Consider the following 16,280-nt stretch of genomic DNA (forward strand, 5'->3'; position numbering starts at 1 on the left):
TACTACTTGTACGGACGCAGGATGCGGTCGGCCTCGCGCTGTGCGTCGCGCATGGCCTGCTCCGCTTCCTTCGTGCCGGTCAGCACGGCCTGCAGATTGTCGTTCAGCAGCTTGGTGACGCGCTGGTTTTCGTGCGTGGAAAACTCTGCGACGCTGACGGCCAACTGGTCGCGCGCCACGGCCGCCGCGGGGACTTTTTCCACATAGGCCTTCATGGCCGGCGTTTCCCATGCGGCGGGGCTGACGGCGACATAGCCGGTGGCTATGCCCCAGGATGCCGCGTTTTCAGGCTGCGTCATCCATTTGGCGAAGGTGTAGGCGGCCTGCTGTTGTTCCGGCGTGGCGTTCTTGAAGATGTAGAAGTTGCCGCCGCCGGTCGGGCTACCGCCGCGCCTGGCCTTGGGCATGGGAGCAACGCCGAAGTCGAAGACGGCATTGTTCAGCACATTGCTCAGATTGCCCGTCGTCGTCCACATGATGGCGGTCTTGCCTTCCAGGAAGTCTTTGGGCGTGGTGCCCCATTCGATCGTGCCCTTGGGCATGACCTCATGCTTGTAGGCCAGATCCTTCCAGTACTGCAGGGCCTCGATCACTGCTGGTTTGTCGAAATAGACTTCGTTGCCCGCTTCGTTCATCAGCAATGTATCGTTGGGCGTGGTCAGCGCCTGGAACAGCCAGTAGGGGAATGCGCCGCCGGACGGAATCTGCAGGCCCCATTGCGTGACGCGGCCGCCGGCGTCCTTTTTCGTCAGTTTGCCGGCGTAGTCCAGCAGTTCGTCCCATGTGCCCGGTGCGCGCTCCGGATCGAGTCCGGCAGTCTTGAACAGGCCCTTGTTGTAGTACATGACGATGGTCGAGCGCTGGAACGGAATGCCCCAGGTCTGGCCGCCGGTCCGGCTGTTTGCCATGAACGCGGGATAGAAGCCCTGGAACCATGCCTTGTCCTCGTCCGTCTTGACGAAAGAATCGAAAGGAACGATGGCGTCTTCGTCGATCAGCGTGAACATGTCCGTCGACAGCAGCACCGCCACCTGGGGCGGCGTGCCGCCCTTCTGCGCCGTCAGCGCCTTGGCGATGGAGTCCTGGTAGGAGCCGGAATAGACGGACTTGACGCGGATGTCCGGATTGGCCCGGTGGAAGCGGTCGACCAGATCGTCGACGATTTTCGTGATGGGGCCGCCGACGGCGACGGGGTAGTAGAACTCCAGTTCGACGGGTGTTTTCTGCGCCAGCGCGGGAAGCGAGATCAGGGCGCCGGACAGGCCGAGGGCAATGGTTTTCAATAATGTGCGTCGCATGAGGATTCCTGTGTGACGGTGGGAGTGGAATAGTTCAGGCCTGGGTCGAAACGGCCAGGCCGGAGGCATCGAAGAAATGGTTGTGATCGGGCGGCCAGTCCAGGTGGACGGCGGCGCCCGAGGCGGGGCGCGCGACGGTGTCCGTGCTGACGACGACAGGCGTGCCGTCGCGGAGCTGGCAAGTGACGAGCGTCTGCGCGCCGAGATATTCTGTCTGCATGACAGTGGCGGGGACGCCGGCTTCGCGATGCAGCACGATGTGCTCCGGTCGCACGCCGATGCTGCGTGCGGCCGGCGGAGGCATCGCGCCTTGCGGCAGAGGGGTGCCGATCTGATGCAGGCCCAGGAGGTTCATGGGCGGCGTGCCGATGAATTGCGCGGCGAAGGCGGTGCCCGGCCGGGTGTATAGCGCCGTCGGCGTGTCGTTCTGCTCCACGCGCCCTTTGTTCATCAGGATGACCTGATCGGCCATGGTCATGGCTTCAGTCTGGTCGTGGGTGACATACACCATGGTGATGCCCAGCGACTGCTGCAACTGCCGGATCTCGCGCCGCATTTCCTGGCGCAGCTTGGCATCCAGGTTGGAGAGCGGTTCGTCCATCAGGCAGATCGGCGCTTCGGAAATGACGGCGCGTCCCAATGCCACGCGTTGTTGCTGGCCGCCGGACAACTGCGAGGGCTTGCGGTCCAGCAGCGCCTGCAGGCCCAGCAGGTTCGCCACGCGCGCCAGGCGCTCCCCGAAGTGCTGCGATGGCTCGCGCCGGGCGCGCAGTCCGAACAGGATGTTCTCGCGCACGCTCAGGTGCGGGAACAGGGCATAGGACTGGAAGACCATGGACAGCCTGCGCTTGGCCGGGGACATCGAGGTTACGTCATTGCCGTCGATCAGGATGCGGCCGGAAGTGGGCCGCTCCAGTCCGGCGATCATGCGCAGTGCGGTGGATTTTCCGCAACCGGAGGGGCCGAGCAGTACGGCGAACGAGCCGGCCGGAATGGCCAGGGACAGGTCTTCGATTGCGCTGGAGGCGCCATAGAACTTGCTGATGTTTTCCAGGACGATAGTGGACATGGATTCCGCTTGTGCAAAGGCTGCCGCGGGCAGGCGCCGCAGCCAAGGCGCGGCCGGCATCGTGTGGATGCGGACCGGCATGAGAAAACGGAATCTTATGCAGCCGATATGTCAGCGGTATGAACGATTCTTTGCGGGAATATGAACCTGCGCCAAGGCGCATGCGTCGTTGCGGATGGCGGAAAGAGGGGGGTGATCCATATGGATCAAGTCCTGGAGGGCGCGGTGTTCCAACGCAATGATGCCGCCTCGTGGGCGGCATCATGCTGGGTCTGGCTGGAGGCCTTATCTTGTTCAGGCGGCAACCTGCTCCTCTTCCTTTTGCTGCGCATAGTGCCGGTTCACTGCGCTGAGCACGGCCAGGAAGGAAGCCGTCACGATGTCGCGATGGATGCCCACGCCGAAGCCCGTGGCCGAGTCGCCGACACGCAGTTCGACATAAGAGGCGGCGCGCGTATCCGTGCCCGAGCCGATGGCGTGTTCGTGATAGTCCATGATGCGGATCGGCACGTCCAGCGCATCGACAAAGGCGGAAATGGCGCCGTCTCCGGAGCCTGTCAAATGGCGGACTTCGCCATCCTGCTCCAGTTCGACCTCGATGGAGAACTGCTTGCCTTCCTGCTCTCCTGCGGTGCCGGAAATCTGGTGGCGAATCAGCTTCAGCGGGGTGTGGCGCTCCAGGTATTCCTGCGAGAAGACGCCATACACGTCCGATGCCCTGACTTCCGCACCCGTTTCGTCCGTGACGCGCTGGATGGCGCGGCTGAACTCGATCTGCAGGCGGCGCGGCAATGCCAGGCCGTATTCCTGTTCCAGCAGGTAGGAGACGCCGCCCTTGCCCGACTGGCTGTTGACGCGGATGACGGCGTCGTAGCTGCGGCCCAGGTCAGCCGGGTCGATGGGCAGGTAGGGGATTTCCCAGGGCGCATCGGCCTGTTGCTGCGCGAAGCCTTTCTTGATGGCGTCCTGGTGCGAGCCGGAGAAGGCGGTGAACACCAGATCGCCGGCATAAGGATGGCGCGGGTGCACCGGCAACTGGGTGCAGTATTCGACACAGCGGCGGATTTCGTCGATGTCGGAGAAGTCCAGGCCGGGATGCACGCCCTGCGTGTACAGGTTCAGCGCCAGCGTGACCAGGTCAACGTTGCCGGTGCGCTCGCCGTGGCCGAACAGGCAGCCTTCGATGCGGTCGGCGCCGGCCATGACGGCGAATTCGGCGGCGGCCACGGCGGTGCCGCGGTCATTGTGCGGGTGCACGCTGAGCACGATCTTGTCGCGCTGGTTCAGGTTCTTGTGCATCCATTCGATCTGATCGGCGTACAGGTTGGGCGTGGTCGCCTCGATAGTGGCCGGCAGGTTGAAGATCATCTTGGCGTCGGCGGTGGGCTGCCAGACTTCGGAGACGGCATTGCAGACGTCCAGTGCGAACTCGGGCTCAGTCGTGCTGAATACCTCCGGAGAGTACTGGTAGCGCCAGTGCGTTTCGGGATGCCGCGAGGTCAGCTCCTTGATCAGGCGCGTGCCGTTGACGGCGATCTGCTTGATCTCGTCCTTGCTCATGTTGAAGACGATCTTGCGGAACGCCGGCGCACATGCGTTGTACATGTGGATGATGGCGCGCTTGGCGCCGATGGCGGATTCCACCGTGCGCTGGATCAGGTCGTCGCGAGCCTGCGTCAGCACGATGATGGTCACGTCGTCGGGAATCAGCTTGTCGTCGATCAGCTTGCGCACGAAGTCGAAGTCGGTCTGGGAGGCGGAGGGGAACCCGACTTCGATTTCCTTCAGGCCGATCTTGAGCAATTGCTTGAAGAAGCGCAGCTTGCGCTCCACGCTCATGGGCTCGATCAGCGCCTGGTTGCCGTCGCGCAGGTCGGTGCTCATCCATATGGGAGGCGTGGTGATGCGCTTGCCGGGCCACGTGCGCTCGGAGAAGTCTCGGGCGAAGGGCGAGAACGGGATGTATTTTTCGGAAGGATTCGGATGCATCATGGCTTGCTTACCTGTAACGGGGGCGCGCTACGCCAGGCGGGTTCGGGTCCGCGCCGGAACGGCATATCGCGATGACAGACAAAAATGGAAAAGCGGAATTGGGGGGTGTGGCGTGTGCACGGCTACCGAACTGCCACGAGGCGCTAGGCTCGGCAACCGGTCGGTAGCAGCAGGGATAGCGACAGAGCGCTGGAGAGGGTCGCGAAAGCGAAAGAAACACGCACGACGGCGCTGGCGGGGATGCCTGCGCAAATGTCGGTGGAAGGTGCGTGCTCAGAGTTCATATTTGATAGTCAAACACATTTTGAAGAGAAAGGCAAGAAAGTCGAAGCGCAGGCTGGCATTCCGGGCCTCAGGTGATGCGTCGATGCAAAAACGGCCTGCTGGCGGCGTCCGGGTTTCAGGAGCGTGAAAGATCCTGGCTTAGTTGCAGGGCTTCCCGTTTGAGGATCGAGAGCGCGTGCTGTAGTTGCTGGCCGCTCAGCCGGGAGCGAATGGCCGCCACGCTGAGCGAGGCGCAGAGATTCTGCTTCCTGTCGAACACGGCGATGCCGATGCCGGCCATGTCGCTGATGATGCGGCCAGGGTTCGTAGCGTAGCCGTTCCGGCGGGTAAGGGCGATGTCCTGGCGCAACGTATCCAGATCAATGCGCAGGGGCGAGGGCAGTTGCTGGTGCCGCTGCAATATCTGTTCGATCTCGGGGTCGCTCAGGCTGGACAGAAGGGCCAGGCTGCCAGCGCCGATCCCCAGGGGCCGGCGGTGGCCGGCGTCGAGCGTCAGGATCTTGATGGGGAAGTCCCCGACCTTGCGGTCGATGCAGACGGCGTCGTCCCCCGAGCGGATCGACAGAAAAGCCGTATCCCCGGTTTCCATTGCGATGCGCTGAAGTCCTGCTTCGGCGATTTCCTTCAGGCCGTGCCTGCGCTCAGCGGCCAGGCCCAGTACGTAGGCTTCGCGACCCAACGTATATGTCTTGAGCGTGGGGTGCAGGCTGACGAAGCCTTCCTGCTGCAGCGCGGCGAGCATGCGATGGGTCGTGGGCTGTGTCAGTCCGGCGTCGCGGGCCAGGTCGCTGAGACCCGCGCCGCGGGCCGGCGCCGACCCTATCAGTTTGAGCAGGCGCAGGACGCGCGTCACGCTTTGGGCGCCGGGCACGGATGTGTTCTGGGTCAGAGTCATGCAAGCCTCGCTGTGCGGCATTCGATGCGGTTTTCGGGGAAAGCCCTAATCAACATTATTCCATAATATGGATTAAAGGTTGAGATGAAATTTCCTGGACAATAGAATAAAAATCATACTTTCGTTTAAACAATGGATATTCCTTGAAAGCCTGTTAGAAAAATGATTTCCATAATATGGAGTATGGATGCTGCAATCGTATGTGCTGGACAGCGTGACGGTGCTTGAGGCCAGGCACAGGGGCGCCGTGGTCGTCGCGGCTTCCCATGGAGGGGTGTACGCGGGTTATCTGGCCGCTCGCGCCAATGTCGCGGCGGTGATCCTGAACGATGCCGGCGTGGGAAAGGACGAGGCGGGGATCGGCGCCCTGGCGTATCTGCAGGCGCTGGGCGTTTGCGCCGCTGCCGTGGATCATGCGTCGGCCAGGATCGGCGATGGCGAGGATATGCGGCGCAGCGGCGTGCTGAGCCACGTTAATCCGCTGGCGCGGGACGCGGGGTGTCGACAGGGTATGTATGTGGAGGAGGCCGTGACACTGCTGCGCCGGCTTCCCTCCGTCGAGTCGTATGCGGTGCTGCCGGTGCGTGAGGCGCGGCAGATCCTGGAGCCGAATGCCCGTATTCCGGTCATCGGGATCGATTCGGTATCGCTATTGCTGCCCGAAGATGCGGGCGCACTGGTCGTGGCGGCTTCCCATGGAGGCGTGCTGGCCGCCTCGCAAAGCGACGGTGTTCCGTTCGGGGTGGCCGCGATTTCATTCCATGACGCGGGCGGAGGAAAGAACGATGCCGGGTTCGGTCGCTTGGCCCCGCTCCAGGAAAAGGGAATCGCCGCTGTGACGGTAAGCGCGGGCAGTGCGCGCATCGGGGATGCGCGCTCGTGCTACCAGAGCGGCATCATTTCCCGCGTGAATGCCTGCGCTGCGGAGCTGGGGGCCGCTGTGGGGCAGCCGCTGCGGCTGTGCTACGCGTCATGGCTGTCGGATCGGGATTTTGGAATGAAAGAAGAGGAGTCATTATGACGGATCGTTTGGAGATGACTGGCGGAGAAGCCTTGGCGCGCATGTTCGCCGCGCATGATGTCGGGCCGATGTTCGGCATGGGCGGATTCCAGTTATTGCCTTTTTATGATGCGGTGCGCCGCCTGGAGATGCGGCACTATCTCATCAATGACGAGCGCTGCGGCATTTTCGCGGCGGACGCCTACGCGAAAATCACGGGCAGGCCGGGCGTCTGCGATGCAACCCTGGGGCCGGGAGCGACGAACCTGGCGACCGGGCTGGCCGAGGCGCTGAATGCCGGTACGCCGCTGGTCGTTCTGGTGGGAGATGCGCATCGCGCGCACGCCTGGAAGAACATGACGCAGGAAGCCCGGCAGCTGGAGGTCCTGCGGCCGGTGTGCAAAGAGGTCATCAGGGTCGAATGCATCGAGCGCATACCGGAGCTGGTGCGCCGCGCGTTCGCGGTTGCGACGCATGGCAGGCCCGGCCCCGTCGTGGTGGACGTGCCCGAAGACATTTCGCATGGCGTGCATGCCTTCCCGCCTGAGGAGTTCCGGGCGGACGAGAGCTGCAGGCAGATTCCGGCGGCGCGCATCCGGCCCGATGCGGCTTCCCTCGCAAAGGCGGCGGAGTTGCTGGCGAAGGCGCGGCGGCCCGTGATGCTGTGCGGCGGCGGCGTCCACCTCAGCAGGGCTGCGGATATCGTCGAGGGCTTTGCCACCGCATTGCATATTCCCGTGGCGCACACCCTGACCGGAAAAGGCGCGATATCCTGCCGCCACCCCTTGAGCGCCGGGCTGTTCGGCCGCTACAGCCGCATCGCCAATACGCTGATCTCCGAAGCGGACTGCCTGTTCGTCGTCGGCTGCAAGCTGGGCGAAGTGGCCACGCGCCGGTTCGACCTGATTCCGGCGGGCGTGCCGCTGATCCATCTGGATATCCTGGCGGAAGAGTTCGACCGCACCACGCCCGCCACAGTCAGGCTCTGGGGAGATGTCGGCGCCACCCTGCCCGAATTGCAGGCCCTGGCGCTCGCCTGCCCGGATGGCGCGGATCGCAGCGGCCTGCCCGACGACACACAGCGGCGGATGATCGCCTGGCGCGAGTCGGTCAAGACAAAGCTGCAGTCGAGCGAGAAGCCCGTGGCAATGGCGCGGCTGATGCAGGAAATCAACGACTTTCTGCCGGAAGACGGCCTGCTGATCGCCGATGGCGGGTTCGCGGCGCACTGGGGCGGACTGCTGTTCGATTCGCGCCGCGCCGGCCGCTCGTTCGTGCCCGATCGCGGCTTTGCTTCCATCGGCTACGGCATTCCCGGTGCGATCGGCGCCGCGCTTGCCGCGCCGGGAAGCCGCGTGCTGAGCCTGACGGGAGACGGCGGCTGCAACATGTCGCTGGGAGAGCTGGAGACCGCGGTGCGGCTGAAGCTGCCGTTCACGCTGCTGGTCGTGAACAATGCGGCCTCCGGGTACATCAAGGCGCTGCAGCATTTGATGTACGGCGCCGGCGCTTATCAATCGTCCGACCTGGCGGATACGAATTACGCGCAGGTCGCCCAGACCCTGGGATGCCAGGGTATCCGGGTGGAGGATCCGTCGGAACTGCGGGCCGCGCTGGAGGCGGGGGCCGCCTGCCAGGATCGTCCCACGGTGATCGATATCGTCGTAACGCGGGATCCGGCGCATATGCTGCCGGGAGTGGATAGCCGTGCAGCCAAGATCAAGCCGGGAGACCGCATTGCCTGATGCTGCCCGTCGATCCTGATTCGCCATAAGTCGCTGCGCAAGACTCTTCGCCTGATGGCCGGAGGTCTTCGCAGATACCTGATCCTTAACGGAGGAGACAATCATGAAAACCACAAAACATACGAAAACGGCGCGGCGCATGTTCATGTCGATGCTGGCGGGGGTTGCCTTGGCCGGGCTTGCGCAGCCCGCCATGGCAGGCGGCGCCTATCCTGAAAAACCAGTCACTCTAGTCGTGCCGTTTCCCCCTGGCGGAACATCGGATGTCGTAGGCCGCATCCTGGCCGAAGCGCTTTCCCAGGAACTGGGGCAGACCGTGCTGGTGGACAATCGCGGCGGCGCGGGCGGAACGATAGGGACGAGAACAGTGGCGGCCGCGGCGCCCGACGGCTATACGCTGCTGCTGGCGACGTCCAGCACCAACGGCACGAACTCCGCCGTGTACAAGTCCCTGCCCTACGATGCGGCCACCGATTTCACGCCGGTAACGCAAATCATCCGCGTACCGGGCGTCATTGCGGCGACCAAGACGTTCCCGGCCAAAACCTACGCGGAATTCGTCGAACTCATCAAGAAGTCGCCGGGCAAGTATTCCTATGCCTCGTCGGGAAATGGCGGGGCGACGCACATGGCGATGGAATACTACAAGTCCATGACCGGGCTGAATATCCTGCATATTCCGTATCGCGGCACCGGACCCGCGCTCAATGACGTCATCGGCGGGCAGGTCGACATGATCTGGGATACTGCCGCGTCGTCGATGCCGCATATCCAGGCCGGCAACCTGATCCCGCTGGTGATTGCCGGCAAGTCGCGCCTCGAAAATCTGCCAGATGTTCCGATCGCCGCGGAAGTGGGCCTGCCGGATTACGACGCGGAAATGTGGAATGGGCTGCTGGCGCCTGCCGGGTTGCCGGCTGATGTGCTGGAAAAACTGCATGCCGCGGCGGTCAAGGCGTTGGGCCGTCCCGACGTCAGGAAGCGATATGAGGCGCTGGGAGCCTATGTCATTGCGGATACGCCGGAAGAGTTCGGCAGCATGATTCGCGGAGATATCGAGAAGTGGAAGAAGGTTGCCGATTTCGCGAACATTTCCATTGAATGATATGGTCAAGCAGCGTTTAGAAGGAAAGGTTGTGCTCGTCATGGGGGCCGGCTCGTCCGGCCCCGGCTGGAGCAACGGCAAGGCGGCCGCGGTGCTGTACGCCCGGGAAGGGGCCGTCGTCTACGCGGTGGACCGCGATCTCGATGCGGCTCGGGAAACGGCGGACCTGATTGCGGCCGAAGGAGGGCAAGGCATTGCCCTGCGGGCGGACGTTACGCGCTCCGGGGATATCGAGGCCGTTGTCGCCAGCGTGATGGAGCGCAGCCAGCGCATCGATGTGCTGCACAACAATGTAGGCATCACCGAAATGGGCGATCCGGTCGAGGCTTCGGAGGAAAGCTGGCACCGCGTGATCGATACCAACCTGACCGGCGTGTTCCTGGCCTGCAAGCATGTATTGCCCGTCATGCTGGAGCAGAAGGCGGGGGCGATCATCAATATTTCGTCGCTCGCGTCCATCCAGGTGAACCATTACCCCTACACGTCGTACTACGCGGCGAAAGGGGGACTGAATCAATTGACGAAAGCCATGGCGGTCCATTATGCGCCGCATGGCATCCGGGTCAACGCAGTGTTGCCGGGCGTCATGGACACGCCCCTGATCTACAAGCAGATATCAGGGCAGTTCCAGGATGTCGAAGCCATGCGGGCGAAGCGCAATGCAGCAAGCCCGATGGGCCGCATGGGAACAGCATGGGATGTTGCGCATGCGGCGTTGTTTCTTGCGTCGGACGAAGCGGCCTATATCACCGGCGTATGCCTGCCCGTCGACGGTGGCAAGAGCTGCGCGGGCCGATAGGCCATCAATGAGGGCCGCGCCACCGGTCGGCTTACGAGCGCAGCTCGGGTTCTTGCCGGGGGCGCAGCAGCGTGCCCGCGTCCGTCGCCGGTTCCTGCATGGATGCCGGGGCGGCATCGGGCGATTCCAGCAAGGCGGCGTGCTCCCTGGCCTGCACGATCTTGCCATGGCGTCCCGCGCCGAGTTCCGCATGGGCGCGCTGCAGATCGCCGATACGCAAGGGCTCGCGCCGGTCGCGCCAGGCCCATAGCAGGACTTCGCGCCCTTCGGGGCTCAACTGCCGCGCCAGCGCACGCACCGTATCGGTGCCGACGATGCGCAGCCGGATGGCGCGCTGCGAACTTTGGACGAGTCCGTACAGAAAATACGCAATAATAAGCGTCAGGGCGATGACCAGCGCCCACCAGAAGAATGGACTGTACTGCTTCAGCAGTGCCGTCGCCTGCGGGCCGAAAGCCTGCAGGCCGTCATAGTCCAGCGAGCGGCCGAATGCCAGGATGCGTCCGGCAACGACATACCACAGCCATGCCACGGCCAGCACGCCCACGGCGCACAGGAGTTTCTGCGTTGCCGTCAGGCGCAGCAGCGTGGAACGCAGTAAGGTACGGTCTTGGCGAATGGTTGGTCTGGTCTCGGAGTTCATACAGGTATTTTATCCATGCAGGCGCGTCAGTCACTGGAAATACGCCAGCAGCAGTCGCTGGCATTGACACCACAATTGCAGCAATCGATCCGGTTCCTGCAGTTGTCGACGCACGACCTGGACCAGGAGATTTCCCAGGCGCTGATGGAAAATCCGCTGCTGGAGCGTGAGGACGACTTTGCCGCCGAAGGGGAGTCCGTGCCACAGGCAACGGAGGTGCCGGAGCAGGATGCCCTCCCCTCGCTCATGGAGTGGCCCAGCCGGTCGCCGTTGCGTGAGGATGATGATACCCGCCTCGAGGCCCCCCAGGAAGATACGCTGCGTGACCACCTGTTGCGACAGTTGCATGCCACGCACGCGCAGGCGCAGGAGCGCGCGCTCGTCACATTGCTGATCGATGACCTGGACGACAACGGCTACCTGTCCATGTCGATGGAAGAAATCGTGGATTGGCTGCCGCCCGAACTCGGCATCGAGGCGGACGATATGCTGTGCGCCCTGCGCCTGCTGCAGTCCTTCGATCCCCTCGGCGTCGGCGCGCGGACCCTGTCCGAGTGCCTGGCGTTGCAGTTGCGGCAGGCCGACGCGCCGACGGAGGTGCTGGCCTGCGCGCACCAGATCGTGGCCAGCCACCTGGATATGCTGGCCAGCGGCAATACCGCCCGATTGGCCGCGTCGCTGGGGTGCGGCCGCGAGTTGGTGCAGGCGGCGCATGCCCTGATCCTGCGCCTGGAGCCCAAGCCTGCGCGCAACTGGTCCTCCAATGTGGCGGAATACATACGGCCGGATATTCTTGTGCGCAAGGTGAGGGGGCGCTGGGAGGCGCTGCTCAATTCCGCGGCCTTGCCCAGGCTGTCGGTCAATCGCCAGTACGAAGCCTGGCTGGACCAGGCGGGGGCAGACCAGGCCATGCGCCAGCAACTGCAGCAGGCGCATGGCCTGATCCGCAGCCTGCAGCAGCGCGGATCCACCATTTTGCGGGTGGCCCGGGAAATCGTCCTGCGCCAGCCCGAGGTCTTCGAATACGGAATGGACAGGCTGCGTCCCATGCGCCTGCGCGATATCGCCGGGGCGCTGGAAATGCACGAGTCCACCATCTCGCGCGCGACCAAGCGCAAGTATGCCCAGACCCCCTGGGGCGTAGTGGAGTTGAACACCTTCTTCGATACGGCGGTGGGTTCCGATGGCGACGACGCCGCCTCGGCCCGCAGCGTACGCGGCCGCATCGCCCGGATGATCGCCGAAGAGCCGGTCGGCTCCCCACTGTCGGATGGCCGGATCGCGGAACTGCTGGAGGCCGAGGGCATCCGCATCGCCCGGCGCACCGTTGCCAAATACCGGGAGATGGAAGGCATCGAGACGGCGCAGCGGCGCAAGGCGCGCGCGGCCGTCACGGCCTGAAACGGGCCGGGCAGGCTTCAGGCAGGTGTGGTCTGCCCGACCCTGCAGTGTGTGCGCTGCCATGGGAGCGATGAAAGACCGGCCGATGCTTTGCAAAAAACTATCGCGATCCTGAAGCGGATGCATAAAAATAATTGCGCAAATTCAGTACACAGATAATAATTATTCTCATGTTTATTTGTGTCTGTAATGCCATCACCGAGCGTCAGGTAAAGACGGCTGTTGCCGAAGGCGCCCAGACGTTGTCCGATCTTCAAGGGCAACTGGGCGTCGCGTCGTGCTGTGGCTGTTGCGCGGATACGGCAACCGAATACCTGCCGGGCGGCCGCTATGCCGCGCAGGTAGTGTCGGCCTCGGCCCAGCCGCAAGGCGCATTGGTTTCCGATGCCGCCAACGACGCCGCCGCTGAAGAAACGGCCTTCGTGGCCGTAGCCGTCAGCCGCTTCTGAGCTGCATTTCCCCGTACTTTTCCGCTACTTTCTCACCATCTTATCCCCGCTTCCCAACGGAACATGCCAAGAGGTCTGGCAGGCTAGGGGTGTATGTGTTTCCGCGCCGTTTGAGGGCCGCCCGCGCGCAGGTGAAGGAAGCGCGAAGGCGCGTACGAGCCGGCGCAGGGGCAGTTCGGCTCCGCAGGGAGCCGAACCGGACCGACAGGCGCGGAAACACATACACCCCTAGCCTGTCGCGCCAGACACACTTCCCAAGCCACGCCTTCAACTTGTGCTTAGGTGCGCGATCACCGGGCACCCGCAAGCACCCGGCACTCCCCTCATCAATATCCCAGCGTCTTCCCATCCGGATTGCGCGGGTCGGAGTAGCCGCGCAGCACGCCGTCGTGCGCCATGATGGTCTGCGTACGGCCCATGGACGCCTTGGTGGCGACATTGTGGCCGCGCTTGACCAGCAGTGTCCGGGTATCGATGTTCAGCCCTTTTTCCACCTGCAGCTCATCCGGCGTCCACTGGTGATGGAAGCGCGTCGCGGATGCGGCCTCGGCCGGATTCATGCGGAAGTCGATAGTATTGACGATGGTCTGCAGCACTGTCGTGATAATGCGCGAACCGCCCGGGCTGCCGGTGATCAGGAACGGCTTGCCGTCCTTCAGCACCATGGTCGGTGTCATGGACGACAGCGGGCGCTTGCCGGGCTGCACGGCATTGGCATCGCCGCCCACCAGGCCATAGGCGTTGGCAACGCCGGGCTTGGCCGCGAAATCATCCATTTCGTTGTTCAGCAGGATGCCGGTGCCGGCCGCCACGATGCCGCTGCCGAAGTTGGTGTTCAGCGTGTAGGTGACGGCGACTGCGTTGCCCTGGCTGTCCATGACCGAGAAGTGCGTGGTCTGATCGCTTTCATAAGGCATCGGCTTGCCCGGCTTGATGTCGGAAGCCGGGCGGGCTTTCTTGGTGATGCCGGCGGCCAGATGATCGGCGTAGGCTCGCGAGGTCAGCCCCTTGGAGGGAACGCGCACGAATTCCGGGTCTCCCAGGTATTCCGAGCGGTCGGCATAAGCCAGCTTCATGACTTCCGTCATGTGGTGGATGGTCTGGTCGCTGTTGTGGCCCCATTGCGCCAGAGGCCAGCGCTCGAGCATGTTCAGCATCTGCACCAGGTGGATGCCGCCGGACGAGGGGGGCGGCATGGTGACGATCTCATAGCCGCGATAAGTGCCGCGGATAGGCTCGCGCAGCAGCAGCTTGTAGTTGTTCAGGTCCGCCATCGTGATGGCGCCGGGATAGGGCGCCATTTCCGCCGCGATCTTCCTGGCGATCTCGCCGCGATAGAAGGCGCCGGAGCCTTCGGCCGCGATCAGCCGCAGCGATTGGGCCAGGTCTTTCTGCACCAGCAGGTCGCCCGCCTTCAGCGGCTCGCCATTGCGCCAGAAGATGGCGGTGGTCGCCGGCCACTTGCCCATATTGGTTTTCTCGCGCTGCAGCACGGTAGCCAGAGTTTCGCTGACCGGGAAACCGTTTTCGGCCAGAGCGATGGCTGGCGCCATGACCTGCGTCAGCGGCTTGGTTCCCCATTTTTGCAATGCGTACTCCAGGCCGACCGGCGTGCCGGGCACGCCTACCGCGTAATGCGTGTAGAGCGACTTGCCGTCGACGACGTTGCCCTGCTCGTCCAGGTACATATTGCGGGACGCGCCCGAGGGAGCCATTTCCCGGAAGTCCAGGGTGATGTCCTGGCCGCTGGCGGCGTCATGCACGACCATGAAGCCGCCGCCGCCCAGGTTGCCCGCATTGGGCAGTGTCACGGCCAGCGCGAAGCCCATGCCGACGGCAGCGTCGATGGCGTTGCCGCCCGACTTCAGGATGTCCAGGCCGATCTGTGAAGCCAGCGCCTGCTCGGACGCCACCATGCCGCGATGCCCGATGACGGGATGGAAGACGTCCAGCGTATAGTCGTAAGCTGCGCTGGCCGCCTGGGCAGCCGCTGTCTGCTGTACGTTGGAGGTCGGGGTTGGCGTGCCGCAGGCGGCAAGAAGCAGTGCAAGACTGGCCGCCAAGAGTGAACGTTGCATTCGCATGAGCGTGTCTCCCTGAGGTCTGTTTTTGGTTTTTCCTGCCCGGAAGGCCCTGCTTGGAGGCTTGACGGCTTTGGCGGGCGAGGCCGATACACCCTGGACATGATAGCCTTGCCAGGCATGTCGCGTGCTACGGGTTGTTAAGGGAGAGGCCCGGCGATCAACAAATGCCCCCACGCTGCGCAGGCTTGCGCCTGCTTGCTGCCCCCCAAGGGGGCTTGTTTGCCTTGGGGCGGCCCGGCGGCAAACAAATGCCCCCACGCTACGCAGGCTTGCGTCTGCTTGCTGCCCTCCAAGAGGGCTTGTTTGTCTTGGGGGCGGCCCGGCGGCAAACAATATGGAGTCAAGGAAATGGAAGCGCAGGATCTGGAGAAACTGGTGCGGTGGCGCATGCCCTATGGCAAGTATGAAGGCAGGTATCTGGCCGACCTGCCCGGCCATTATCTGGCCTGGTTCGCCCGCAATGGTTTTCCGGATGGCGATCTGGGGCGACTGCTGGCATTGATGTTCGAGCTGGATCACAACAACCTGCGCGGGTTGCTTGATCCGTTGCGCATACCCGGGGACGGCTGATGCCCGCCGTTTCCGGCACTGCCGTCCGCCTGCGAGCAACGTGCATACAAATTGTTTCAAATTTGAGTGTGAATGCCGGATCGGCTTTTCCAATGCGGAAGGGCATGTATTTCGTTGCATGAAATGCGATTTGATGCCGGTGGATTTGGCCTGTCCACGTCGCCACGGTTGCATCAAATCGGCATTCCGGTGCAATCCGCAGTAATACATGAATCTGTTCCTATTTGCATGCGCATTTGTTTTTGAGATGAGATTGGCTTGTATTCGCAGGATTTATGGGCTGTTTGAGGGTGATCGTGCGTGGTAGTCTATCGTCCATAGAGGTGTCCCGATCATCGGGACACCATGCTGGCCGCGAGGTGGAGCGCAAGCAGGCACGAGCCTGCGCGACGTGGGGGCATTTTTCACAGGAGCATACGCATGAAAGGCGATAAGACTGTCATCCAATACTTGAACAAGCAGCTCAAGAACGAGCTGACCGCCATCAATCAGTATTTTCTGCATGCCCGCATGCTGCGCCACTGGGGGCTGAATCGCCTGGGCAAGCACGAGTACGAAGAATCCATCGAGGAAATGAAGCATGCCGATCGCCTGATCGAGCGTATCTTCATGCTGGACGGGCTGCCCAATCTGCAGGACCTGCACAAGCTGCGCATCGGCGAAGACGTGCCGGAAATCCTGTCCTGTGACCTGCAGTTGGAAGTCGGCGCTCAGGCAACGCTGAAGGAAGCCATTGCATATTGCGAGACGGCGCAGGATTTCGTCTCGCGCGATCTGCTGCAGCGTCTGCTCGACGAAACCGAAGAGCACATCGACTGGCTGGAAACGCAGATCGAGCTGGTGGAAAAGGTCGGCCTGCCGAATTACCTGCAGACGCAGATGGAAAGCGAATAAGCGGGAAAGCGCAAAGCCGCAGGCCCGCAAGGCAAAAAGCGGATACAGGCT

The 16,280-nt window shown here is 63.1% G+C and carries 14 protein-coding genes; 8 read left to right on the forward strand and 6 right to left on the reverse strand.

Annotated elements, in window-relative coordinates; genetic code table 11:
* Positions 1-2: 2 nt before the first annotated feature.
* From EV686_RS00675 to EV686_RS00690, 4 genes are all read right to left on the reverse strand, one after another.
* Positions 3-1,298: an ABC transporter substrate-binding protein gene (locus tag EV686_RS00675; protein ID WP_132472451.1), complete on the reverse strand. Its 1,296-nt coding sequence runs from the start codon at positions 1,296-1,298 to the stop codon at positions 3-5.
* Between the two features lie 34 nt (positions 1,299-1,332).
* On the reverse strand, positions 1,333-2,367 hold the full coding sequence (locus EV686_RS00680; protein ID WP_132472453.1) for an ABC transporter ATP-binding protein: 1,035 nt from the start codon (positions 2,365-2,367) through the stop codon (positions 1,333-1,335).
* Positions 2,368-2,661: 294 nt separating this feature from the next.
* Positions 2,662-4,359 carry a 2-isopropylmalate synthase gene (gene leuA / locus EV686_RS00685; protein ID WP_132472455.1) on the reverse strand — a complete coding sequence of 566 codons (1,698 nt, stop codon included), beginning with the start codon at positions 4,357-4,359 and terminating at the stop codon, positions 2,662-2,664.
* A gap of 400 nt (positions 4,360-4,759) precedes the next feature.
* Positions 4,760-5,539 (reverse strand): IclR family transcriptional regulator, encoded by a 780-nt coding sequence (locus tag EV686_RS00690; RefSeq protein ID WP_243650685.1) that lies wholly within the window; start codon positions 5,537-5,539, stop codon positions 4,760-4,762.
* A 187-nt stretch (positions 5,540-5,726) separates the two neighbouring features.
* Between EV686_RS00690 and EV686_RS00695 the strand changes: the two genes are divergently transcribed.
* The 4 genes from EV686_RS00695 to EV686_RS00710 all read left to right on the forward strand — a co-directional run bounded on the left by EV686_RS00695 (position 5,727) and on the right by EV686_RS00710 (position 10,188).
* Positions 5,727-6,560 (forward strand): hypothetical protein, encoded by an 834-nt coding sequence (locus EV686_RS00695; protein ID WP_207901654.1) that lies wholly within the window; start codon positions 5,727-5,729, stop codon positions 6,558-6,560.
* Positions 6,557-8,284 (forward strand): thiamine pyrophosphate-binding protein, encoded by a 1,728-nt coding sequence (locus EV686_RS00700; RefSeq protein ID WP_132472459.1) that lies wholly within the window; start codon positions 6,557-6,559, stop codon positions 8,282-8,284. Before EV686_RS00695 ends, EV686_RS00700 begins: the two co-directional genes overlap by 4 nt.
* 103 nt (positions 8,285-8,387) lie before the next feature.
* The gene (locus tag EV686_RS00705) at positions 8,388-9,389 is read left to right on the forward strand and encodes a Bug family tripartite tricarboxylate transporter substrate binding protein (RefSeq protein ID WP_243650686.1); all 1,002 of its coding nucleotides are present in this window, start codon (positions 8,388-8,390) and stop codon (positions 9,387-9,389) included.
* A 1-nt stretch (position 9,390) separates the two neighbouring features.
* Positions 9,391-10,188 (forward strand): SDR family NAD(P)-dependent oxidoreductase, encoded by a 798-nt coding sequence (locus EV686_RS00710; RefSeq protein ID WP_132472461.1) that lies wholly within the window; start codon positions 9,391-9,393, stop codon positions 10,186-10,188.
* A gap of 31 nt (positions 10,189-10,219) precedes the next feature.
* On the opposite strand, the gene EV686_RS00715 is transcribed toward EV686_RS00710, so the two are convergent.
* Positions 10,220-10,831, reverse strand: coding sequence for a hypothetical protein (locus tag EV686_RS00715; RefSeq protein WP_207901656.1), 612 nt, complete (start codon positions 10,829-10,831; stop codon positions 10,220-10,222).
* Positions 10,832-10,846: 15 nt separating this feature from the next.
* On the opposite strand from EV686_RS00715, the gene rpoN reads away from it, so the two are divergent.
* Together rpoN and EV686_RS00725 are read left to right on the forward strand one after the other, a co-directional pair.
* Positions 10,847-12,232, forward strand: coding sequence for an RNA polymerase factor sigma-54 (gene rpoN / locus EV686_RS00720; protein WP_132472463.1), 1,386 nt, complete (start codon positions 10,847-10,849; stop codon positions 12,230-12,232).
* Between the two features lie 170 nt (positions 12,233-12,402).
* Complete coding sequence (locus tag EV686_RS00725) at positions 12,403-12,681, forward strand: (2Fe-2S)-binding protein (protein WP_132472465.1); 279 nt, start codon at positions 12,403-12,405, stop codon at positions 12,679-12,681.
* Positions 12,682-13,007: 326 nt separating this feature from the next.
* Here the strand turns inward: EV686_RS00725 and ggt are convergent, their stop codons facing one another.
* Entirely contained in the window at positions 13,008-14,765 is a 1,758-nt protein-coding gene (gene ggt, locus EV686_RS00730; protein ID WP_132472467.1) for a gamma-glutamyltransferase, read from the reverse strand.
* A gap of 348 nt (positions 14,766-15,113) precedes the next feature.
* On the opposite strand from ggt, the gene EV686_RS00735 reads away from it, so the two are divergent.
* Together EV686_RS00735 and bfr are read left to right on the forward strand one after the other, a co-directional pair.
* The gene (locus EV686_RS00735; RefSeq protein ID WP_132472469.1) at positions 15,114-15,335 is read left to right on the forward strand and encodes a DUF3820 family protein; all 222 of its coding nucleotides are present in this window, start codon (positions 15,114-15,116) and stop codon (positions 15,333-15,335) included.
* A 420-nt stretch (positions 15,336-15,755) separates the two neighbouring features.
* The gene (gene bfr / locus EV686_RS00740) at positions 15,756-16,229 is read left to right on the forward strand and encodes a bacterioferritin (protein WP_132472471.1); all 474 of its coding nucleotides are present in this window, start codon (positions 15,756-15,758) and stop codon (positions 16,227-16,229) included.
* Positions 16,230-16,280: the final 51 nt, after the last annotated feature.

It is taken from the genome of Paracandidimonas soli (assembly GCF_004342005.1).
Taxonomy (GTDB): Bacteria; Pseudomonadota; Gammaproteobacteria; order Burkholderiales; family Burkholderiaceae_B; genus Paracandidimonas; species Paracandidimonas soli.